At 64.1% G+C, this 20,595-nt stretch carries 15 protein-coding genes and 6 tRNA genes; 14 read left to right on the top strand and 7 right to left on the bottom strand.

What is annotated here, in order from left to right; genetic code table 11:
- Positions 1-202: 202 nt before the first annotated feature.
- The 3 genes from HA052_RS14555 to HA052_RS14545 are packed head-to-tail and all read left to right on the top strand — an operon-like array spanning position 203 to position 4,200.
- Positions 203-994 carry an ABC transporter ATP-binding protein gene (locus HA052_RS14555; protein ID WP_081545119.1) on the top strand — a complete coding sequence of 264 codons (792 nt, stop codon included), beginning with the start codon at positions 203-205 and terminating at the stop codon, positions 992-994.
- 27 nt (positions 995-1,021) lie between these two features.
- Complete coding sequence (locus HA052_RS14550; RefSeq protein ID WP_166452418.1) at positions 1,022-2,860, top strand: sensor histidine kinase; 1,839 nt, start codon at positions 1,022-1,024, stop codon at positions 2,858-2,860.
- On the top strand, positions 2,857-4,200 hold the full coding sequence (locus tag HA052_RS14545; RefSeq protein WP_166452417.1) for a sigma-54-dependent transcriptional regulator: 1,344 nt from the start codon (positions 2,857-2,859) through the stop codon (positions 4,198-4,200). Before HA052_RS14550 ends, HA052_RS14545 begins: the two co-directional genes overlap by 4 nt.
- A gap of 40 nt (positions 4,201-4,240) precedes the next feature.
- On the opposite strand, the gene HA052_RS14540 is transcribed toward HA052_RS14545, so the two are convergent.
- The 3 genes from HA052_RS14540 to HA052_RS14530 form a co-directional block, all read right to left on the bottom strand.
- Positions 4,241-4,903 (bottom strand): DUF6348 family protein, encoded by a 663-nt coding sequence (locus tag HA052_RS14540; protein ID WP_166452416.1) that lies wholly within the window; start codon positions 4,901-4,903, stop codon positions 4,241-4,243.
- A 310-nt stretch (positions 4,904-5,213) separates the two neighbouring features.
- Positions 5,214-6,980 (bottom strand): ABC transporter transmembrane domain-containing protein, encoded by a 1,767-nt coding sequence (locus tag HA052_RS14535; protein ID WP_166452415.1) that lies wholly within the window; start codon positions 6,978-6,980, stop codon positions 5,214-5,216.
- Positions 6,981-7,106: 126 nt separating this feature from the next.
- Complete coding sequence (locus HA052_RS14530) at positions 7,107-8,387, bottom strand: OmpP1/FadL family transporter (protein ID WP_166452414.1); 1,281 nt, start codon at positions 8,385-8,387, stop codon at positions 7,107-7,109.
- A 245-nt stretch (positions 8,388-8,632) separates the two neighbouring features.
- Between HA052_RS14530 and HA052_RS14525 the strand changes: the two genes are divergently transcribed.
- From HA052_RS14525 to HA052_RS14515, 3 genes are all read left to right on the top strand, one after another.
- Complete coding sequence (locus tag HA052_RS14525) at positions 8,633-9,190, top strand: peptidylprolyl isomerase (protein WP_166452413.1); 558 nt, start codon at positions 8,633-8,635, stop codon at positions 9,188-9,190.
- A 66-nt stretch (positions 9,191-9,256) separates the two neighbouring features.
- Complete coding sequence (locus HA052_RS14520; protein WP_166452412.1) at positions 9,257-9,748, top strand: peptidylprolyl isomerase; 492 nt, start codon at positions 9,257-9,259, stop codon at positions 9,746-9,748.
- Positions 9,749-9,824: 76 nt separating this feature from the next.
- Complete coding sequence (locus tag HA052_RS14515; RefSeq protein ID WP_166452411.1) at positions 9,825-10,544, top strand: UDP-2,3-diacylglucosamine diphosphatase; 720 nt, start codon at positions 9,825-9,827, stop codon at positions 10,542-10,544.
- Between the two features lie 32 nt (positions 10,545-10,576).
- On the opposite strand, the gene tilS is transcribed toward HA052_RS14515, so the two are convergent.
- The gene (gene tilS / locus HA052_RS14510) at positions 10,577-11,923 is read right to left on the bottom strand and encodes a tRNA lysidine(34) synthetase TilS (protein ID WP_166452410.1); all 1,347 of its coding nucleotides are present in this window, start codon (positions 11,921-11,923) and stop codon (positions 10,577-10,579) included.
- Positions 11,895-12,860 (bottom strand): acetyl-CoA carboxylase carboxyltransferase subunit alpha, encoded by a 966-nt coding sequence (locus HA052_RS14505; RefSeq protein ID WP_166452409.1) that lies wholly within the window; start codon positions 12,858-12,860, stop codon positions 11,895-11,897. The genes tilS and HA052_RS14505 overlap by 29 nt, the downstream gene beginning before the upstream one ends.
- 218 nt (positions 12,861-13,078) lie before the next feature.
- On the opposite strand from HA052_RS14505, the gene HA052_RS14500 reads away from it, so the two are divergent.
- The 8 genes from HA052_RS14500 (at position 13,079) to HA052_RS14465 (ending at position 17,047) form a co-directional block, all read left to right on the top strand.
- Positions 13,079-13,154 (top strand) — tRNA-Val (locus HA052_RS14500).
- 12 nt (positions 13,155-13,166) lie between these two features.
- Positions 13,167-13,243 (top strand) — tRNA-Asp (locus HA052_RS14495).
- A gap of 26 nt (positions 13,244-13,269) precedes the next feature.
- Positions 13,270-13,345 (top strand) — tRNA-Val (locus tag HA052_RS14490).
- 13 nt (positions 13,346-13,358) lie between these two features.
- Positions 13,359-13,435, top strand: a tRNA-Asp gene (locus HA052_RS14485).
- 45 nt (positions 13,436-13,480) lie between these two features.
- A tRNA-Val gene (locus HA052_RS14480) sits at positions 13,481-13,557 on the top strand.
- Between the two features lie 6 nt (positions 13,558-13,563).
- Positions 13,564-13,640 (top strand) — tRNA-Asp (locus tag HA052_RS14475).
- Positions 13,641-13,828: 188 nt separating this feature from the next.
- Entirely contained in the window at positions 13,829-15,385 is a 1,557-nt protein-coding gene (locus HA052_RS14470; RefSeq protein ID WP_166452408.1) for a FecR family protein, read from the top strand.
- 9 nt (positions 15,386-15,394) lie between these two features.
- Positions 15,395-17,047: a CHASE2 domain-containing protein gene (locus HA052_RS14465; protein ID WP_166452407.1), complete on the top strand. Its 1,653-nt coding sequence runs from the start codon at positions 15,395-15,397 to the stop codon at positions 17,045-17,047.
- 55 nt (positions 17,048-17,102) lie between these two features.
- On the opposite strand, the gene HA052_RS14460 is transcribed toward HA052_RS14465, so the two are convergent.
- Both HA052_RS14460 and HA052_RS14455 read right to left on the bottom strand, forming a co-directional pair.
- The gene (locus HA052_RS14460; protein WP_166452406.1) at positions 17,103-19,745 is read right to left on the bottom strand and encodes a TonB-dependent receptor plug domain-containing protein; all 2,643 of its coding nucleotides are present in this window, start codon (positions 19,743-19,745) and stop codon (positions 17,103-17,105) included.
- Between the two features lie 300 nt (positions 19,746-20,045).
- Complete coding sequence (locus HA052_RS14455; protein ID WP_081545110.1) at positions 20,046-20,537, bottom strand: disulfide bond formation protein B; 492 nt, start codon at positions 20,535-20,537, stop codon at positions 20,046-20,048.
- Positions 20,538-20,595: the final 58 nt, after the last annotated feature.

Below are 20,595 nucleotides of genomic sequence, written 5' to 3'. Positions count from 1 at the left end.
AGCACCGCTTCGAAATGCTCATGTACCACTCGTACATTCCGCTTTCTCAGCTGTTTTCGCCTTGTCTCGCCCCAGCTCGCGGAACATTGGACAGGCGCTTATCACAACGCGCCGCCGGGCCCGCCTAGACGCGGGCGCGGCGCAAGGAATGAATTCGCGCAACAGCGGCTCCCGCTGCTGCGCGACATGGAAGGATTAAGGCATGAGCGCCCAGATCGAAGTGCAACAGGTGCAAAAAGTATTCAAGACGCCGGGCGGCGATGTGATCGCCCTGCGCGACATCCAGCTGGACATCCAGCCCGGCGAGTTCGTCTGCCTGCTGGGCCCGTCCGGCTGCGGCAAATCCACGCTGCTCAACGCCATCGCCGGCTTCGCGCCGCCCAGCGGCGGCGAGATTCTGGTGGCCGGCCAACGCGTCGCCGCGCCGGGACCGGACCGCGGCATGGTGTTCCAGGAATACGCGCTGTTCCCTTGGATGACAGTGGAGCAGAACATCGGCTTTGGCCTGGAAATCCAGAAACGCTCCCCGGCCGAGATCCGCGCCGCCGTGGAGCCGCTGCTGGACAAGCTGCACCTGCGCGATTTCCGCCACCGCTTCCCCAAGGACCTGTCCGGCGGCATGCGCCAGCGGGTGGCCATCGCGCGGGTGTTGGCGCTGGATTCGCCGGTGATGCTGATGGACGAACCCTTCGGCGCGCTGGACGCGCTGACGCGGCGCTCCTTGCAGGACGAGCTGCTGCGCATCTGGCAGGAGAGCGGCAAGACCATCATCTTCGTCACCCACAGCATCGAGGAGTCCATCTATCTGGCGGACCGGGTGGTGGTGATGACCTACCGCCCCGGCACCATCAAGCGCGACGTGCGGGTGGAGCTGCCGCGCCCGCGCGACCCCAGCGCGCCGGGCTTCAACGACCTAAAGCGGGAGCTGACCCGGCTGGTGATGGAGGAACATTCACGCCATGAAGCCGCGGAACTGCAAGCTGCGGTAGACTGAGCCATCGCCGATTTCCGATCCGCCGCCATGCTCGCACGCGCGTTGCGTTTTCTGCTGAAAAGCCTGCCCTCCCTCTTCTTGCTGGCCTTGGCGCTGGGCGGCGGCTGGGTCTTGGCCAGCCGCATGCTGTTGACCGAAGCGGAGCGCGAGGGCCGGCATCGGGCGGAGATGCACGCCGCCAACCTCGGCGCCACGCTGGAGCAGTATCGCTACCTGCCCTATGTGCTGGCGCTGAATCAGGACATCCTCAACCTGCTGGCGGACCCGCGCAACCCGCGGCGGGTGGAGGCGCTGAACCACTATCTGGAGCAAGTGAACCGGCAGTCGCGCACCTCGGCGCTGTTCATCGTCAACGTCGACGGCATCGCGCTGGCGTCCAGCAACTGGATGTCGCCATACAGCTTCGTCGGCAACAGCTACGCCTTCCGCCCCTATTTCCAACAAGCGCTGGCCGGCCAGTCCGGCAGCTTTTACGGCATAGGCAGCACCAGCCGCGAACCGGGCTATTTCCTGTCCTGGCCGGTCTTGTCCGGCCGCCGCGTCGTGGGCGTTGCGGTGGTCAAGGTCAGCCTGGCGCCGCTGGAGGAAGCCTGGCGCAAGGGCGCCGAGCCGGTGCTGGTCAGCGACAAGCACGGCGTGGCCTTTCTCAGCGCCAATCCGGACTGGAAGTTCGCCACCTGGCAACCGCTGCCGCCGACAGTGCGCCGCCAGATCGACGCCACCCGCCAATACCTGGGCGCCAAACTGCATCCCTTCGCGCTGCTGCAACCGCACGCGGGCTGGCGCGAGCAGGCCTGGCTGGCGCCGGACAGCGAGCGCAAGCTGCTGGCCGGCCGCTACCTTCAAATCCGCCAGACCCTGCCGCAAACCGGCTGGACGCTGACCTTGCTGGTGGACATGCACGGCCGCAACCTCACCCTGCTGGCCATCATGAGCACGCTGCTGGCCAGCGGCCTAGGCCTGCTGACGCTGTGGCACTACTGGCGGCTGCGGCTGAGCCGGTTGCGCGAGCAACTGGCGGCGCAGCAGGCCTTGCAGCAAGCGCACGACCAGTTGGAGCGCAAGGTGGCGGAGCGAACCCGCGACCTGGCGCTGAGCAACACCCAGCTGTCGGCGGAGATCCGCGAACGCATCCAGACCGAAAACAGCCTGCGCATTACTCGCGGCCAGTTGGCCGAGGCCAGCAAGCTGGCGGCGCTGGGCCAGATGGCGGCCGGGGTAGCCCATGAGATCAACCAACCGCTGGCGGCGCTGCGCGCCTTCGCCGACAACGCGGTGACCCTGCTGCAACGCGGCCGTCCTGACGCCGCCAGCGACAATCTGGGCCAGATTTCCCAGTTGGTGGAGCGCATCGCCCACATCACCCGGGACTTGAAAACCTTCGCCCGCCGCCACCGCGGCCCGCTGGGCCAGACCAATCCCCTCGCCGCGCTGCGCGACACGCTTACCCTGCTGCAGCCGGCGCTGCGCGAGACCCGGGTGGAGTTGGAGCTGGACCTGCCGCCGCGCTGTCCCGACATCGCCTGCGACGCCATCGGCCTGGAGCAGGTGTTCACCAATCTGCTGGGCAACGCCATAGACGCGATGCGGCCGCAAGGGCAAGGCCGGCTGGAAATCAGCCTGCTGCACAAGGCGGGCATGCTGGAATTCCGCCTGCGCGACCACGGCCCCGGCATCGCCGACGCCGATCTGCCGCATCTGTTCGAACCCTTCTACAGCACCAAGCCGCGCGGCCAGGGCCTGGGGCTGGGGCTGGCCATCGTGCAGGAGATCGTCGAACAGTCCGGCGGCCGCATCGAAGCCTGCAACCACCCGGACGGCGGCGCCCGCTTCATCATCAACTGGCCTTGCGAGTCCGCCTCATGAAACCCTCCCCCAACGTCCGCGCGGGCGTGATCTACGTTGAAGACGACCCGGCCGTGCGCATGGCCACGCTGCAATCGCTGGAATTGGCCGGCCTGCCGGTGCAGGCCTACGCCGATGCCGAAAGCGCGCTGACCGCGCTGAGGCGCGACGAGCGCGCCGTCCTGCTCAGCGATGTGCGCCTGCCCGGCCTCAGCGGCCTGGAGCTGATGGAACAGGCGCTGAACCAGGACCGGGAGCTGCCGGTGATCCTGGTCACCGGCCACGGCGACATCGCGATGGCGGTGGCGGCCACCCGCGCCGGCGCCTACGACTTCATCGAAAAACCCTATGCGCCGGGCCGGCTGATCGAAACGGTGCAACGCGCGCTGGACAAGCGCCGGCTAACGCTGGAAAACCGCGAACTGCGCGCCAGCCTGGCGCGCAGCAACGGGCCGGTGTTGATAGGCCGCAGCCCGGCCATGCAGGCGCTGCGCGAAACGCTGGCCAATGTCGCCGACACCGACGCCGACGTGCTGATCCACGGCGAAACCGGCACCGGCAAGGAAATGGTGGCGCAGGCGCTGCACGCCTGGAGCCGTCGCCGCGAGCGTCATTTCGTGCCGCTGAACTGCGCCGGCCTGCCGGAATCCATTTTCGAGAGCGAGATTTTCGGCCACGAGGCCGGAGCCTTCACCGGCGCGCTCAAGCGCCGCATCGGCAAGATAGAGTACGCCAGCGGCGGCACCCTCTTCCTCGACGAAATCGAAGGCATGCCGCTGGCCCTGCAAGCCAAACTCTTGCGGGTGCTGCAACAGCGGGTAGTGGAAAGGCTGGGCTCCAACAGCCTGGTGCCGGTGGATTGCCGGGTGGTGGCCGCCACCAAGGACGATCTGGCCCTGGCCAGCCGGGAGCGGCGCTTCCGCGAGGACCTGTACTACCGGCTCAACGTGGTGTCGCTGCGGCTGCCGCCGCTGCGCGAGCGGCGAGAAGACATTCCGGATCTGTTCCAGTGGTTTGTGGAGCAAGCGGCGGCGCGCTTCGACCGCCCGGCGCCGGACACGCCGCCGGCCTTATTGGGGCGCCTGCAGGCGCAGACTTGGCCGGGCAATGTGCGCGAGCTGCGCAACGCGGCGGAGCGCTATGTACTGGGCGTGGCGCCGGACGACGGCGAAGCGGCGGCCTATGCGCCCAGCGCGCTGGACGCGAGAGTGGACGCCTACGAGAAACAGTTGATCGAACAGGCGCTGCTGAGCACCCAAGGCCAGGTGATGCAGGCGGCGGAGCTGCTGGGCATTCCGCGCAAGACGCTGTACAACAAGTTCGCCAAGCACGGCATAGACCCGGACGGCTACCGCGCCTGAAGGACCGGTTTACGATCGCGCCAGCAAGAGCGCAGCCGCCTCACACCGCGCGCAGCAGCATGAAATGGCGCAGACTGTAATAACCCTGCGCCGTCGGCCACGGCAGCGCGTCCAACAGGCTCAAACCCGCTTCCCAGCGCTGATTGTCCAGCAGCGCCTCGGAGACGAACTCGCCGTTCAGATTGCAGAAGAACAGCCGGGTCCAATGCGCGTCGCCCCCCAGCGTTTCCGCGCGCAGCGCAGTGGCCGCCTGGCGGAACAGCGCCTCGAACAAAGACTGTTCCAGCCGTTCGGCTCCGCCGCGCAGGCCGAAATTGCCGATATAGGCCATATAGTCGCGGCCGGCGATTTCCCAGCGCCGCTCGGTGACCTGGGCCTCGTCGGCGATGCCCCATAGGCCGGCCAACAGCACGTGCAGCACATTGGCGCTGAAATTTTCCAGCGCGTCGTTCAGCCCTTCCCGGCCCGCGCCCAGGCCGGCGAAGCTTTCCATCATGCGGATATCGTTGTCCAACAGCACGTGGACATCCAGCCGGCCGTTGTTCTCGCCCGGCGTCCAATGGGCGCCTATGGCCGGCAACTGGCCATGCGGCAGCAACCAGCCCTTGGCCTCCTGACAGGGCAAGCCGTGAGCGGCCAATATTTGCGCCAGCAACGGCGTGGGGTCGAGCGCGGCTTGGGCTTCCGGAGCGTGGGCAGACAAGATGGCCATCCTTTTGATTCGATCGCGAGGCCGGCAGTGTACCACCGCCAGCCGCGATGCCCGCTAGCGGGAACGCGGATGCGTTCCGCCATTTGTGCGCATGAGCGCTTCTAAGAGCCTGTTCAAAGTCTCGCGAGCAAGGGCGAGACAAGACGGAAACGGCTGAAGAAGCGGAATGTACAGGTGGTACATGAGCATTCTGAAGTCGTTTCCAACGCGGTATCGCTGAAGCGCAGTAGACTTTGAACAGGTTCTAAGTCGTACTCGTCGTGCCGCCCTCCATCAAGTGCGGCAGGCGTCAAACAGGTTCTCAAACATCGCCCGCGGCAAACTGCAAGGCCGCCAGCCGCGCGTACAAGGGCGAGTCGGCCAACAGGCTCTGATGGTTGCCCTCGGCCACGATGCGGCCCTGGTCCAGCACCACGATGCGGTCCGCCTGCTTGACCGTAGCCAACCGATGGGCGATCACCAGGGTGGTTCGGTTTTGCGCGGCGCGTTCCAGCGCCTGCTGCACCAGTTGCTCCGATTCGGCGTCCAAGGCGCTGGTGGCTTCGTCCAGCAGCAGCAAAGGCGGATTCTTCAGAATGGCGCGGGCGATGGCGATGCGCTGGCGCTGGCCGCCGGACAAGCGCACGCCGCGTTCGCCCAGATAAGTGTCGTAGCCCTGCGGCAGCTTTTCGATGAAGTCGTCCGCGGCGGCGGCGCGGGCCGCGGCTCGCACCTCTTCGTCGCTAGCCTCGGGCTTGCCGTAGCGGATGTTCTCCAAGGCGCTGGCGCCGAAAATCACCGAATCCTGCAACACCACGCCCACATGGCCGCGCAAATCGGCGAAGGACAGCTCGCGCACGTCCACGCCGCCCAATAGCAATTGGCCTTGCTGCGGATCGTAAAAACGCAGCAAGAGCTGGAACAAGGTGGACTTGCCCGCGCCGGACGGTCCCACCAGCGCCACGTGCTCGCCGGGACGCACGCTCAGCCTGACGCCGCTGAGCGAGGGCTGGCCGGGGCGGGACGGGTAGGCGAAATCGACATAGCACAGCTCCAGGCCGGCGGGCCCGGCCGGCAGAGCCCGCGGCGCGGCCGGCTCCGTCACCGGCGAATGCAGGCACAGCAACTCCATCAGCCGCTCGGTGGCACCGGCCGCCCGCTGCACATCTCCCCACACTTCCGCCAACGCGCCGATGGCCCCGGCGGTGACCACCGCGTACAGAATGAATTGCCCCAGCTGGCCGGCGCTCATCGTTCCCTCCAGCACCGCGTGCGCGCCCAGCCACAGAACAAAAACGATGGCGCCGAAGATCAGCAGGATCACCGCCACCGTCAGCCAGGAGCGCGCGCGGATGCGCGCCAGCGCGGCGTCGAAGCTGGTTTCCACGGACTCGCCGAAACGCCGGCTTTCCCGCGACTGCTGATTAAAGGCCTGCACCGTCGGAATCGCGTTCAGGGTTTCGCCGGCGATGGCGCTGGAATCCGCGATGCGGTCCTGACTGGAGCGGGACAAGGTCCGCACCCTTCGGCCGAAGATCACGATGGGCAAGACCACCAGCATGAGCGTCACCAGAATGTAGGCGGTCAGGCTGGGGCTGGTGGCCATCAACATGGCCAGGCCGCCCAGCATCAGCAGCGCGTTGCGCAGGCCCATGGACAGGCTGGTGCCGATCACCGTCTGCACCAGGGTGGTGTCGGTGGTCAGCCGGGACAGCACCTCGCCGGTCTGGGTAACTTCAAAGTATTCCGGGCTAACCCGGATCACATGTTGGTACACCGCTCGACGGATGTCGGCGGTGACGCGTTCGCCCAGCCAGGACACGCAATAAAAGCGCAGCGCGGTGGCCAGCGCCAATACCGTCGCCACGCCGAAGAGGCCGAGGAAATAGCGGTTGATGTCCGCCGCCGCGCGCTGGCTGAAACCGTGGTCGATCAGAAAGCGAAACGCCACCGGCAGCAACAGGGTGGCGGCGGCGGCCACGATCAGGGCCAGCAAGGCCAGCCAGGCGCGCAGCCGGTACGGACGCAGATAGGGCAACAGGCCGGCCAGCGGGCTCAGCCGCAGCCATGGGGAGGGGACAACGGACATGGGAATGGACGCTCAGTGAAACACAGCGCCCTACTCTAGCCTGCCGCCGGACAAACCGCACCCCCGGACATGAAAAAACCGCCGCGGGCGAAGCCGGCGGCGGCACGAAAGCCATGCTTTCTTGAATTAGAACTTGTACTGCATCTGCACGCCCAGCAGGTGGCCGCGGATGGAGCTGTAAGAGCCTTGCAGCGTGTCGCCGTTACCAAATGGACTCACTGCGGTATGGTTGATGTCGCGGTCGCCCACGCCCATCAAATAAGTGTAGCCGGCGTCCACGGTCAGCTGCTTGCTGGCCTTGTAGCTGGCACCCAGGCTCAGCCAGACGCGGTCGGTGTCCGGAATCAGCGGATTGCGGTAGCTGGCGTCGCGCACCGGGCTGGTTTCATAACCCACGCCGCTGCGCAGCGTCAGTTGCTCGTTGAAGTTGTAATCGGCGCCCACCGAGAACAGCCAGCTGGCTTTCCAGTGGTTGTTGATGACGGTCTCGGCTTTCGGGTTGCCCTTGATCACCAGTTGGTCGAAGCGGCTCCAGTTGGTCCAGCGCGCGGTGGCGCTCAAGGCCCATTTACTGTTCAGACGGCTAAAACCGGACAGCAGCAGCGATTCCGGCGTGGTGACGTCGGCGCCGCCGGCATGCACCCCGTCCAAATTGGACATGCCCGGAATACCGAGGCGATTGAAACCGCTCGCGGTATAGTCGCCGCGCGCCTTATGGTGCAGCTTGGAGCGATAGGACAGGCCAACGCGGTTGTCCTGATTGAACGCATACATCAGGCCCAGGTTGTAGCCATAGGCCCAGCTGTCAGCATCGATCTCGCCAGTAGCGCCAGGCAAAAAGGCCCCTTGTTTCAAATCAGCCTTGGCGTATTGAGCCGACACGCCGGCGCCGAAGCTCCACTTGTCGTCCAGCTTGTAAGCGAAGGACGGGTTGAAGTCCACGGTCATGATGGAACTGGAAATGCCGTGGTTGCGGCCTACCCAGTTGTCGTCATAACTGGCGCCGAGGCCGAAGGGCACGGTGATGCCCAGGCCCAGGCGGGCGCGGTCGTTCAACTGATGCACCAGATAGGCGTTGGGGATCACCTCGGCCTTGGCACGGCCGTTGTCGCTGCCTTGGCGCGCGCCCGGGAAGCCGCCCTTGCCTTCAAACGGCGCGTCGATTTCGGCGTAAGTGAAACCGCCCTGTACCTGAGTGCCTTCAATCAAGGTCATGCCGGCCGGGTTATAGAATACGGCGGACAGGTCGTCGCCCACCATGCCGGCGCCGGCGTGGGCGCGGCCCAGGCCTGCCACGCTCTGCTCGGACAATTGGAAACCGGCGGCGTGAGCCAACGGCGCGGCGGCCAGAAGGCCGGCCACCAGCGCGGGAATAAGGCGAACGGAGGAAGGTGCGAATGCTTTCATTTTTTTATATCTACCCCGGCGGCTGCTGCCGCCTTTGTTATTGGAAACCGAGCTTGCGTGCGAAAATATGCCACCCAAATAGATAGCGATCACACAATTTTTAGGGAGTGGAGTCTAAATACTATTTTTTAAAAAAACAAGAAGTCCGCCTTAGGCCAAAAGCATAAGCAGACCGCGCCATGCGCTGAATCAAAAGGCTGTGCTAATATTGGCGGCTCCTCATAACCCTGTTGAATAAAGCAACCATGAAACGAATGCTGAGCATGCTGGCGTTGAGCGCGCTGCCCGCCGTGGCCCTGGCCTCGCCGACAGTGGAAATGACCACGAACAAGGGCAATATCGAGATTGCTCTGGACTCGGCCAAAGCCCCCAAAACCGTGGAAAACTTCGTCGCCTACGCCAAGGCCGGCCACTACAACGGCACCGTGTTCCACCGCGTGATCGACGGCTTCATGATCCAGGGCGGCGGCTTCGACACCAAGCTGAGCCAGAAACCCACCCGCGCCGCCATCGCCAACGAGGCGAGCAACGGGCTGAAGAACAGCATCGGCACCATCGCCATGGCCCGCACCGCGGACCCGAATTCCGCCACTGCCCAGTTCTTCATCAATGTGGCCAACAACGACTTCCTCGACTATAAATCCCCGACGCCCCAGGGCGCCGGCTATGCGGTGTTCGGCAAAGTGACCCGCGGCATGGACGTGGTCAACCGCATCGCCAAGACCCGCACCGGCAGCATGAACGGCATGGGCGACGTGCCGTTCGAGCCCATTGTGATCCAGAAAGTCACCATCAAGCCTTAAGCTTCTCTACAACCTCTTTCATACCGGCTGGCCGCGCGGCGGCCCGCCCGTCATCAAGGAAACACCATGATCAAACTGACCACCAACTTCGGCGCCATCGTGCTGGAACTGTTCGCCGACAAGGCCCCGAAAACCGCCGCCAACTTTGAAGAGTACGTAAAGAGCGGCCATTACGACGGCACCATCTTCCACCGCGTGATCAACGGCTTCATGATCCAGGGCGGCGGCTTCACCGCCGACATGTCGCAAAAGCCGACCAACGCGCCGATCGAGAACGAAGCCAATAACGGCCTGGCCAACAAGGCCTACACCGTGGCCATGGCCCGCACCATGGACCCGCACTCGGCATCCGCCCAGTTCTTCATCAATGTGTCCGACAACGACTTCCTGGATTTCAAATCGGAAAGCGCCCAAGGCTGGGGCTACGCCGTGTTTGGCCAGGTAGTGGAAGGCCAGGACGTAGTGGACAGCATCAAGGCGGTGCGCACCGGTCGCAGCGGCCCGTATCAGGACGTGCCGGCGGAAGCCGTGGTGATCGAGAAAGCCGAAATCATTTGATTCGCCGACGCCGCGCAACGCGCGGCGCGCTCCCAGCCCGGCCGTCCGGCCGGGCTTCAACTCATCCGCACGCGACATGGCCATTCACTTCATTTCCGATCTGCACCTGGCGGACGACACTCCGGCGCTGAACCGTTTGTTTCTGGACACGCTGCAAGCCTGGCAAGGCCGGATCGACGCGCTCTACATCCTGGGCGATCTGTTCGAATACTGGGTGGGCGACGACGACGATTCGCCGTTCTTGGAAACGCCGCTAGCCGCGATGCGCGCCTTCGCCACCGCCACGCCGCTGTACGTGATGCACGGCAACCGCGACTTCCTGCTGGGCGAGGGATTCTGTCAACGCAGCGGCGCGCGGCTGCTGTCCGACCCGACGCTGATTGAAGCCCATGGCCGCCGCTGCCTGCTCAGCCACGGCGACGCGCTATGCACCGGCGACACCGCCTACCAGCAGTTTCGGGCCGTCAGCCGCAACCCTCAGTGGCAGCAAGCGATGCTGGCTCGGCCGCTGGCGGAGCGCCACGCGATCGCGCGCCAAGCGCGTCAGCAAAGCGAAATGGCCAAGCGGCAAAACGGGCTGAGCGAGATTTCGGACGTCGCCACCGACGCCGTCGAAGCGCTGCTGGCCGCCCACGACTGGCCGACGCTGATCCACGGCCACACCCACCGCCCCGCGGCCCACCAACACGGCGAATCCGAGCGTTGGGTGATTCAGGATTGGCATGGCGACCAGGGCGGCTATCTGCGGCTGGACGATGAGGGCATCGTCAGCCTGCCGCTGAGCGCCGCCCAATAAAAACGCCTGCCGGATTGGCAGGCGTTTTCACATCAGCGCGGCTCCGTCGGCAGCGGCCGCCACTGCGGCCACCAGCCCGGCTCGGAGGCCTGTTCGGAATCCACCGCCACGCCGGGCAGTGCCAGCAGACGCCCGTCGGCGTCGCACAGCAGCGGCCAGCGCTCGCGCAAGGGCGGCGCAATGCCCGCCTCCTGCAAAAAACTCTTCACAGGCTTGCGCCCCACCCCTGACGCCAAGCGCTCGCCGCCCTCGCGCGACCGCAGAATCAAGCCTCGCGCCAGTGTATCCGCCGGCAGGCCGCGCGGCCGCCAATCCCAACTCAACGCCCCGCCCCACTCCGTCGCCACGCGCTCCGTCGCCGGGTCCACCGGTCCAAGCGCCATGGCCGCCGGCGCCGGCAGCGCCGGCAAGGCGAACAAGCCGTCGCGGTAACGGTACAACAAGCCCCGCGCTAGACTTAGCCGCGGACAACTGGCGGCGCCGGCCTCCAGCGCCTGGCGCTGAAACTCCGCTAGCGCATCCGGCTCCGGCGCCGGCCAGGCCAGGCCGCGCAACCAGGCCAGCAGCGTCTGGCGTTGCCTGGCAGCGGACAAGCCGCGCCAGCGAGTCAGGTCCAGGCCGCCTTCGCGCCGGCAAGCGGCCAGATCCTGCGCCGCCACCTCGTCCAACACCGCGGCGGCGTCCGCCAGCAAGCCGGCCGATCGCGTCAGATGCCGGCGATAATCCGGCAGCGCCGCCTCCAGTTGCGGCAGCAAGCGCTGGCGCAGCAAATTGCGCCGCCAACGCTCGTCCTGATTGCTCTCGTCCTCCACCCAGCTCAGGCCCTGAGCCTGGACAAAGTCCTCCAGCTGCCGCCTGCGCAAGCCCAGCAAGGGCCGCCACAACCAGGGGCCCTCCGCGTCCAGCTTGCGTAAGGCTGGCATCGCCGCCAAGGCGCGCGCGCCGCCGCCGCGCAGCAATTGCAGCAGCACGGTTTCCGCCTGATCATCCAGATGATGCGCCAAGACCACCACGCCGGCGGCGGAGCGCCGATACGCCTGGTAGCGCGCCTCGCGGGCCACCGCTTCCAGGCTGTCGCCGCCGTTCAAGATCAAGCTTACCCGCTCCACCCGCAAAGGCGCGCCCAGCGACGCGCACAAGGCGCGGCAGTGCTCGGCCCAGGCGTCGGCGTTCGGGCTCAGCCCGTGGTGCACATGCACCGCGCGGATCTCCAGCTCCGGACGGCGCTCGCGCGCGCGGCACAGCAGCGCCAGCAGCGCCACCGAATCCAGGCCGCCGCTCAAGCCCACCTCAAAAGCACATTGGCCGGACAATTCGTCCGGCCAATGGCTTAACAGAGATTCGAGCGGGTCAGGCTGCGGCTTCCTTGAAGCGGCCATAACTCATCAATCTGTCGAAACGGGTTTTCAGCAACTCGTCGATCGGCTTGCCGGTCAAGTCTTTCAACTCTTCCTGCAGCACGCGCTTCAGCGTCGCCATCATCTGAGCGTGATCGCGATGCGCTCCGCCCACCGGCTCATTGACCACGCGGTCGATCAAGCCCAGGGTTTTCAAGCGCGGCGCGGTGATGCCCAGGGCTTCCGCGGCGTCGGACGCGCGCTCGGCGGTCTTCCACAAGATGGAGGCGCAGCCTTCCGGCGAAATCACCGAGTAAGTAGCGTATTGCAGCATATTGACGCAATCGCCCACCGCGATGGCCAAAGCGCCGCCCGAACCGCCCTCGCCTATCACCGTGACGATGACAGGCACGCGCAAGCGGGTCATTTCATAGAGATTGCGGCCAATGGCTTCGGATTGGCCGCGTTCTTCCGCGCCGATGCCGGGCCATGCGCCGGTGGTGTCCACCAAGGTGACCACCGGGATGCCGAACTTCTCGGCCAGCTTCATCAGGCGCAGGGCCTTGCGATAGCCTTCCGGATGCGGCATGCCGAAATTGCGGCGGATCTTTTCCTTGGTGTCCCGGCCCTTCTGCTGACCGATGACCATCACCGACTGACCGTTGAAACGAGCCAGGCCGCCCACAATGGCGGCGTCGTCGGCAAACGAGCGGTCGCCGTGCAGCTCTTCGAAGTCGGTGAAAATACTCTCTATATAGTCGAGCGCGTAAGGGCGCTGCGGATGGCGCGCCACCATGGCGATTTGAGACGGCGTGAGCTTGGCGTAGAGCGTCTTGGTCAAGTCCTGGCTCTTCTTCTGCAAGCGCGCGATCTCCTCGGAGATGTCCAGCACAGAATCGTCCTGGACATAGCGAAGTTCTTCTATTTTGTTCTCGAGCTCGGCAATAGGCTGCTCAAAATCGAGAAAGGTCGGCTTCATTCTTAACGTCATCCGATAAATAGCTAATGGCGGCATGATACCTTAGCGGCAAAGTCGGCGTCACCTTTCTGTCTGACAAAAACATTAAATTTTGGAGCTTTTATTCGAAATTGCCGTTGCTTGCAAAAATTTGCCGACAGACCACTTGCGCAAGCTTAAACCCTGTGTTTTAATTCGCCTCCTCGCTGAAACGCAAACGCAGCAGCGAAAAGGATTCAGGGCGTTTAGCTCAGTTGGTAGAGCGTCTGCCTTACAAGCAGAATGTCGGCGGTTCGACTCCGTCAACGCCCACCAAAGTTTACGGTTGGAGTGGTAGTTCAGTTGGTTAGAATACCGGCCTGTCACGCCGGGGGTCGCGGGTTCGAGTCCCGTCCACTCCGCCAACAGTATTGAAGCAGTACCCGGATTCGGGCGTTTAGCTCAGTTGGTAGAGCGTCTGCCTTACAAGCAGAATGTCGGCGGTTCGACTCCGTCAACGCCCACCAAAGTTTTACGGTTGGAGTGGTAGTTCAGTTGGTTAGAATACCGGCCTGTCACGCCGGGGGTCGCGGGTTCGAGTCCCGTCCACTCCGCCAACAGTATTAAAAGCGCACCCGCAGGTGGTGCGGTGCAACAGTTTCGGGCGGTTAGTCTCAGTTGGTAGAGCACTGCCTTCACACGGCAGGGGTCGCTGGTTCGAGTCCAGTACCGCCCACCAATTGCTGGAGTGGTAGTTCAGTTGGTTAGAATACCGGCCTGTCACGCCGGGGGTCGCGGGTTCGAGTCCCGTCCACTCCGCCAAGCATTGCAAAGAAGCAGCCTTTAGGCTGCTTTTTTGCATTTTGCGTCGCATATTTCAAACTAGCATTCGCTTATCTCCCAATTTAGGACAAACAACTACCATTCTATTGCTTATCAGCTTGCAATGCGTCTAGGCTACGGTGATACTTTTGGTTGACTTTCTGCATTCCATATAAAGAGATTCAACTATGCGCAATTTAATCCTGGCGACTGGCTGCTTCGCCAGCACGCTGGCCCTGGCAGGCGACCCCGCCGACAAGGCCATCTGGGAATATACGGTCAAAAACGGCGATAATCTGTGGTCGCTGGCGGCCGAGCATTTGTCGTCTCCCGCTTATGTGCCGAAGCTGCAAGCCAGAAATCGCATCGCCAATCCTTATCGGCTGATCCCCGGCAGCATCTTGCGGGTCCCCTACCCCTGGATCAAGCAAGCGCAATCCGACGCCACGCTGGAAGAAATGTCCGGAGAGCCCACCGCGACCGACGCCAAGGGCAAGCCGCTGGATCTGGCGGTGGGAAAAAAATACCCCAAAGGCACCCGTTTCACGACCGGAAACGACGCCATGATCAAACTGCGCTTCGTCGACGGCTCTTCGCTGGTAATCAACGCCAACACGGACTTAAGCCTGCAAACTCAGGTCTACTATCCCAGCACCGGGGCAATCCAGTCTCAGATCAAGCTGAACAACGGCAGCACCGGCAATTCGGTGATTCCCAACATCTTGATGCCCAGCCGCTACGAGATCCGCACCCCCTCGGCGGTCACCACCGTGCGCGGCACAGAATTCCGCGTCAACGCCTCCGGCGGCGAAGACACTTTGGCGGAAGTGCTCAAAGGAAGCGTAGAGGTCAAGGGCCGCCGCCGCAAGGTGGACGTGCCGGCCGGCTTCGGCACCCTGTCCAGCCGCAAAAGCGGACCTAGCAAGCCCGAGGAATTGCCGCCTCCGCCGGACCTGTCCACCGTGGCGGACAACAACCAATTCAACCCGCCGCCGCTGGAGTGGCAGCGCGACGAGCGCGCCGCCTCCTACCGCGTGACGCTGAGCGGCAAGAAGCGCCTGGCCGAGCGCCAGCTGCAGGCGCCGCGCTACTATCCACGCCTGCCGGGCAACGGCGATTACGTGCTGCACGTCCGCGCCAAGAACCGCTCCGGCCTGGAAGGCTACGACAGCACGCGCAGCTTCAAGCTGCAAGCCTACCCGCTGCCACCGCTGTTATTCACGCACGCGGACGGCATCCAGCTGCGCGGCAAATCCCTGCCTTTGCGGGTAGATGCCAGCGCGGAACGACCGCTGCGGCTGCAGATTTCGCGCCAGCCGGATTTCGCCCAGCCGCTGCTGGAACAGACCGTGACCGAGGCCGAGTTCAAAGCCGAATTGCCGGAGTCCGGCATCTGGTACTGGAGGCTGGCGCGGCTGGACGCGCAAGGCCAACCGGGCCCTTTCTCCGCCGCGCAAAAAGTGGAGTCCAAGGGCTGGCTCAGCCGTCTGGACAAAACCACCCCGGTGCTGGCGGCCCGCCCCTATCCCATTGCGCACGCGCGCTACACGCTGACGCTCACCGCTGCCCAGGCCGCCAACGCGCAGCCGTTCTCGCTGAGCAGCGACAGGCCACAATGGGAGCTAAAGGCGCTGGAAGCCTTGCCAGCCGGACAATACAAGGCAAGCGTCAAGATAGAAGGAGAGCACGGCTACTTGGCGACGGAAGAGCAAGAAATGCTCACTCTTCCCGGAAAACTTCCCTAGAATGGCAACATGCTAACTTACTATCGCGACAAGATTCTGCGCTTGTTGCCTTTTTTGCTGGCCCTGCTCGCGGCCCTGCTGACTCTCTCCGGCCTATTGCTGCGGCTGGACTTCTGGCTGTACGACGGACTGATACGGATCAAGTCCAACCATACCCAGACCAGCGACATCGTCGTCATCGCGGTGGACGAGCGCAGCTTGTCGGAACTGGGCCGCTGGCCCTGGCCGCGCGAGTATCACGCCCAGTTGGTGGACAAGCTGGCGCAGGCCAAGGCCGTGGGCCTGGACATTGTGTTGGCCGAGCCCTCGCACAATATGCCGGAATCGGATCAAGCGCTGGCCGACGCCATCCGCCGCAACGGCAAAGTCATCAGTCCGGTGTTTCCGGAAATGCAGGACAACCGTCTGACCGAGACCCGCCCCTTGCCCGGCATCGCCGCGGCCAGCGCCGGCCTGGGCCACACCGACTACGAGCTGGACAGCGACGGCGTGATACGCCGCGTCTATCTGAAAGCAGGCCTGGGCTCTCCCCACCACCCCAATTTCGCGCAGGCGGTGCTGGACTTGGCCAATGGCCAGCGTCAGTCCGAGCAGCAGAAAATGGCGATGCCGCATGGCAAACCCGGCAGCTGGCTGCGCGAAGACCCGGTGATGGTGCCCTATCTGTCCGGCCCAACGCCGTTCCAGCAGGTATCCTACATCGACGCGCTCAATCAGCTGCCTCCGTCCTTCTTTGCCGGCAAGATCGTCCTGGTGGGCGCCACCGCCACCGGCCTGGGCGACATCCACGCCACGCCGCTGTCGGCCAACAACCGCGGCATGCCCGGCGTGGAAATCAACGCCTTCCTGCTCTACGGGCTGCAACAGGACAACACCCCGGTGCCGCTGCCGCTGGGATGGAAGGCCGTCATCAACGCGCTGGCCATCTTGTTGCTGGACTTGCTGCTCTGCCGCTACAAACACCGCCAAGGCATTCTGCCGGCCTATCTGCTGGCCTCCTGTGGCGTGCTGGTGCTCAGCGTCTTGCTGCTGACGCTGGCTTCGGTTTTCTGGAGCGGCGTCACCACTGCCATCCTGTTGTGGCTGGCCGGCAGCGTCCGCTTCGTGTCGCGGCAATCCAAGCTTTTGTTGCAGGCCAACACAGACGGCCTCACCGGGCTTTACAACCGCCGACACTTCGACGAGATCCTGGCGCCGACGCTGGACAAGCACCGCGCCGCCGGCAAAACGCTGGCGCTCTTGATCCTGGATGTGGACAACTTCAAAGGTTACAACGATCACTACGGCCATTACGCCGGCGATCTGATCCTGCAAAGGCTGGCGCAAGAGCTGAACGCCTACTTCAGCACCCGTCGCCACATCGTGGCGCGGCTGGGCGGAGAAGAGTTCGGCGTGCTGCTGGAAGAATGCGGCCAGGACCAGGCGGTAGCCGCGGCGGAAGGCTTCCGCGCACAACTGGAAGAACTGGAGCTGCCTCATTTGAAGAGCCCCCTGCGCAAAGTCACCTGCAGCATAGGCGTCGCCGCCCGGGTGCCGGAAACGGACGACAACGGCCGCACTTTCTATGAAGACGCCGACAGCGCGCTCTACATCGCCAAACGCTCCGGCCGCAACGCGGTCAGCCCCGCCCCCGATACCTTGACGCCGCAGCACCAGCGCTGATCCCGGCCCGCGCCCCGCCGGCCTCGCCTCGCAATGCCTCCGCCTACCCGCCTTCCTAGAACGCGTAACGGCCGGACAGGTACAACATCCTTCCCCATAAGTCGGTGGCGGGACCGGAATAAGCGGCCGCCCCGCCGCTGAAGCCGGCGCCGGTGGCGTAGCTGGGCATCCGGTTGCCCAGATTGCGGATGCCGCCGCTGACGCTGAAGCCCTTGCTCGGCTTCAAGCCGAAATTGAGATCCAGCGCGGTGTAGGATCCCACCCTCTCCTTCACGTCCCCGGCATTGCGATACAGCTGGGAATACAAATTCTTGAAGGAGGCGTAGCTGCGCGCCGTCAGCCCCAAAGAATAGCCGCCCCGGTTGTAACTCACTTCGAAGACGTTTTTCCAACGCGGCTGCGCGCCGTAGTCGGCGTACTCCAGCATCGGATCGGTCTCGGTCTGCGATTCCTGGTAACTGAAGATGCGGCTTTGCGCGTTGCGGAACTTGAGCTTGCCGTAAACGCCCAGCGACCAGTCGTACTGCACATCGATGTCGAGACCGGAAGTCCGGGTCTTGCCGATATTCATGTACGGCGCGGAAATGTAGTCGATATCGCCCCTCACGCCGGGAAGATCGGCGGGCTTGCGCACCACAAAACCGGGAAAACGGTCCGGATTGTCCAGCACGTATTGCGGATCCAGCGACTGCACGGTGTTGGACACCTCGATCCGGTACCAATCCACGGTGGCCGACAGCGCCGGAGTCGGCTGCAGCACCAGGCCCAGCGCGTAGTTCCGCGACTCCTCCGGATTCAGCCCCGGGTTGCCGCCGCTGCGCAGCTGATTACTGGCCAGGCCGCAGCGTTCGCGGGCGATGCCGCGGTCGGCGCACTGCGCGTAGTCGTACACCGAAGTGTAGGCCTGGCGCGATGCGTACAACTGAGGCAGCGTCGGCGCCTTGAAACCGGTGGTGACGGAGCCGCGCAGCATCGCCGGCTCCCAGGGACGGAAGGAAAAAGCCAGTTTGGGGTTGAAGGTGTCGCAGAAATCGTTGTAGCGATCGGCGCGCACCGCCAGTTGAACCTCCAGATTCTTCAACACCGGCAAATTGACTTCGCTGAAAGCGGACAGCACCGAACGGCTGGCCCGCAGGCTCTGCTGTACGGCGAAATTCATGATCTTGCCGGTTTGCAGCAGCGGGTCCGGCTGCGCGTCTATCGATTCATGCGACCACTGCAGACCGGCGGCGAAGCCGACGGGGCCGGCCGGCAGCCTGAACCATTCGTCGTTGCTGGCCTTGAATTCGAACGCCGACAAACGCGACGAGGACATATTGGCGATGGTGGTCAGATACGGTCGCAGCGCGGCGGCGTCGTTGTGCTGCGAGAACGGGTTGTAAAGCGGCTGCCCGTCGACGCCGTTCTGCAGCATGGCGAGAAAGTCGTCGCTGAGCACCACATTGCTCTGCCTCGCCTCCACCTTGTTCAAACCCAAGTTCAGCGAGCTCTCCAGATCCCAGTCGCGCCACAAGGCGCGCCCGCCCAGCACCGCGCGATACGTGTCGCTGGTAACCTCGTTGAGCCGTCGGCCGTTCTCCGACAGATTGCGGGTGATCTGCAAATTGTCGGTGGGTTTGAAGTCCGGATATACCGATGCCAGGCCGCCGTCCCGCGGATAAATCGCCCAACTTGGCCTGACGATGGTCTGGACAAAGGAATAGCCGCCATCCAGCGGCGTCTGGCTACGGTTCACGCCCAGCTCGGCGAAGAACTCGGCGTCGCCGCTCAAGCGCTTGGTGTAATTGGCCATCAAGCCGTAGCGGCTGGTCCGCGGGGACAGCTGCGTGCCCAGCTCATCGACATCGGACACGCACAACTTCGCGCCGCTGGGCCGGGTGCTCTGCCGCCACGGCGGGCAACCGGGCAAGGGCTTGGCCAGCGCGTTGCTTCTATCGGCGTTCGGCGTGCGGTCGTTCCAATACCCCCATTGCGCGCCGCTGCGCAGATCCGGCCCGCCCTGAAAACGGTAATCGTTGCTGCGGGTGGCGTCGTGGTTGCGGCTGAACACCGGCTCGCGATGATAAACGTCGAAAGACAGCAGCAGGTTCTGGCCGTCCCGCTCCAAATCGCCGAAGCCGCCACTCAAGTTCAGCCCCTGCTCAATGCCGTCTCCATCCAGATTGCCGCCGCCGCGCAGCGTCGCCTCGGCGCCCCGGAAATTGCGCCGGGTTTTGAAGTTGATCACGCCAGCCACCGCGTCGGAGCCGTAAATGGCCGATGCGCCGTCCCGCAGAATCTCCACCGACTCAATCACCGACAGCGGCAGGGTATTCAGATCGACGAAGGCGTCGGTACCGCTAATGAACATCGCGTAATTGGGCAAGCGACGGCCGTTCAGCAATACCAGCACATACTTGGAGCTCATGCCGCGCAAACCGGCTGTGGCCGCGCCGGCGGCGAAGCTGCCGGAGTTGGTGCCAGCCAGCAAGCTGCCCACCGACGGCAGCCGGTCCAGCAACTGGATCACGGTGGACGCGCCGGTCTTGTCGATATCCTCTTTCTTGATCACCTCCACCGCCAGGGCCTTTTCCTTGCCGATGCGCTTGATATTGGAGCCGGTCACCGTCACCCGCTCCAGCGTGACGGCCTCCTCCGCCCAAGCGCCCATGCCCAAGCCCATGCCCGCCGCGGCAACCGCCAGATAGCTGCGTTTCATCTCCTTACCCCCTTGTAGTGCGCTCGCCGGTCGCGGCGCGCGCCCCTAAGCTGCCGCAGCGGGCGCTACAAAGAGATTGGCGGTGGTCGCCGGCCCCCTTCCCAAGACCGGAGGACCACACGTCCATTTAAAATCAACAACTTAAATAAATTCCGGCTGTGGCGATAAAAGCACACGCGCGTCTGCCGGCCGCGCGATTTCCGATGATGGCATTATTATTTACATCTTAAGCATGCAATAAGATCATGGCCCCAAGAAAAAGGCCGCCCAAGGCGGCCTGCACTGCACGACAATGCTCTATCAGGCCGACTTGCGCGCCAGCAGCCAGCCGGCGAAGCCAATCACGCCAACGAAGAACACCGCTACCCAGAACGGCATCGCCATTCCCAGAAAGGTCCAGTCCACGGTGGCGCACTCGCCGCTGCCCTTCAAGACCTTGGAAATCACTTCCATCAACGGCGAGGACTCCATCAGGAACTCCAGGCCGGGACCGCAGGCCGGGACCTGGTCTGCCGGCAAGTGTTGCAGCCACAGTTGGCGTAGCGACACCGACAGGCCGCCCAAAGCGGCCAGAATCGTCAATCCGCCCCAGGCCCTGACGCCGCAACGGCCGGGGTTGACCAAAGCCGCCAACAAGGCGACGACGCCGGCGGCGATCACGCCGATGCGCTGGAAAATGCACAGCGGGCAAGGCTCCAGGCCCAACTGGTACTGCGCGAATAGTGCGAAACCCATCGCGCCGGCGCAGGCGGCGGCGATCAGCAGAAAACCTTGTCGGTTGCTCAAGCCCATATCTTCCTCAATGTTTGGCGGTAAAACGTCATGGCGCATGATTGTGCCATACAACATG

The organism is Chromobacterium fluminis, from assembly GCF_011602385.1.
Classification (GTDB): domain Bacteria; phylum Pseudomonadota; class Gammaproteobacteria; order Burkholderiales; family Chromobacteriaceae; genus Chromobacterium; species Chromobacterium fluminis.
This window is presented reverse-complemented; position numbering and strand designations above follow the sequence as displayed.

Coding starts and splice junctions, on each gene's coding strand:
- HA052_RS14515 (WP_166452411.1), top strand. CDS start 9,825: ATGGCCATTCACTTCATTTCCGATCTGCACCTGGCGGACGACACTCCG.
- tilS (WP_166452410.1), bottom strand. CDS start 11,923: ATGGCCGCTTCAAGGAAGCCGCAGCCTGACCCGCTCGAATCTCTGTTA.
- HA052_RS14525 (WP_166452413.1), top strand. CDS start 8,633: ATGAAACGAATGCTGAGCATGCTGGCGTTGAGCGCGCTGCCCGCCGTG.
- HA052_RS14505 (WP_166452409.1), bottom strand. CDS start 12,860: ATGAAGCCGACCTTTCTCGATTTTGAGCAGCCTATTGCCGAGCTCGAG.
- HA052_RS14550 (WP_166452418.1), top strand. CDS start 1,022: ATGCTCGCACGCGCGTTGCGTTTTCTGCTGAAAAGCCTGCCCTCCCTC.
- HA052_RS14455 (WP_081545110.1), bottom strand. CDS start 20,537: ATGGGCTTGAGCAACCGACAAGGTTTTCTGCTGATCGCCGCCGCCTGC.
- HA052_RS14520 (WP_166452412.1), top strand. CDS start 9,257: ATGATCAAACTGACCACCAACTTCGGCGCCATCGTGCTGGAACTGTTC.
- HA052_RS14535 (WP_166452415.1), bottom strand. CDS start 6,980: ATGTCCGTTGTCCCCTCCCCATGGCTGCGGCTGAGCCCGCTGGCCGGC.
- HA052_RS14460 (WP_166452406.1), bottom strand. CDS start 19,745: ATGAAACGCAGCTATCTGGCGGTTGCCGCGGCGGGCATGGGCTTGGGC.
- HA052_RS14555 (WP_081545119.1), top strand. CDS start 203: ATGAGCGCCCAGATCGAAGTGCAACAGGTGCAAAAAGTATTCAAGACG.
- HA052_RS14465 (WP_166452407.1), top strand. CDS start 15,395: ATGCTAACTTACTATCGCGACAAGATTCTGCGCTTGTTGCCTTTTTTG.
- HA052_RS14530 (WP_166452414.1), bottom strand. CDS start 8,387: ATGAAAGCATTCGCACCTTCCTCCGTTCGCCTTATTCCCGCGCTGGTG.
- HA052_RS14470 (WP_166452408.1), top strand. CDS start 13,829: ATGCGCAATTTAATCCTGGCGACTGGCTGCTTCGCCAGCACGCTGGCC.
- HA052_RS14545 (WP_166452417.1), top strand. CDS start 2,857: ATGAAACCCTCCCCCAACGTCCGCGCGGGCGTGATCTACGTTGAAGAC.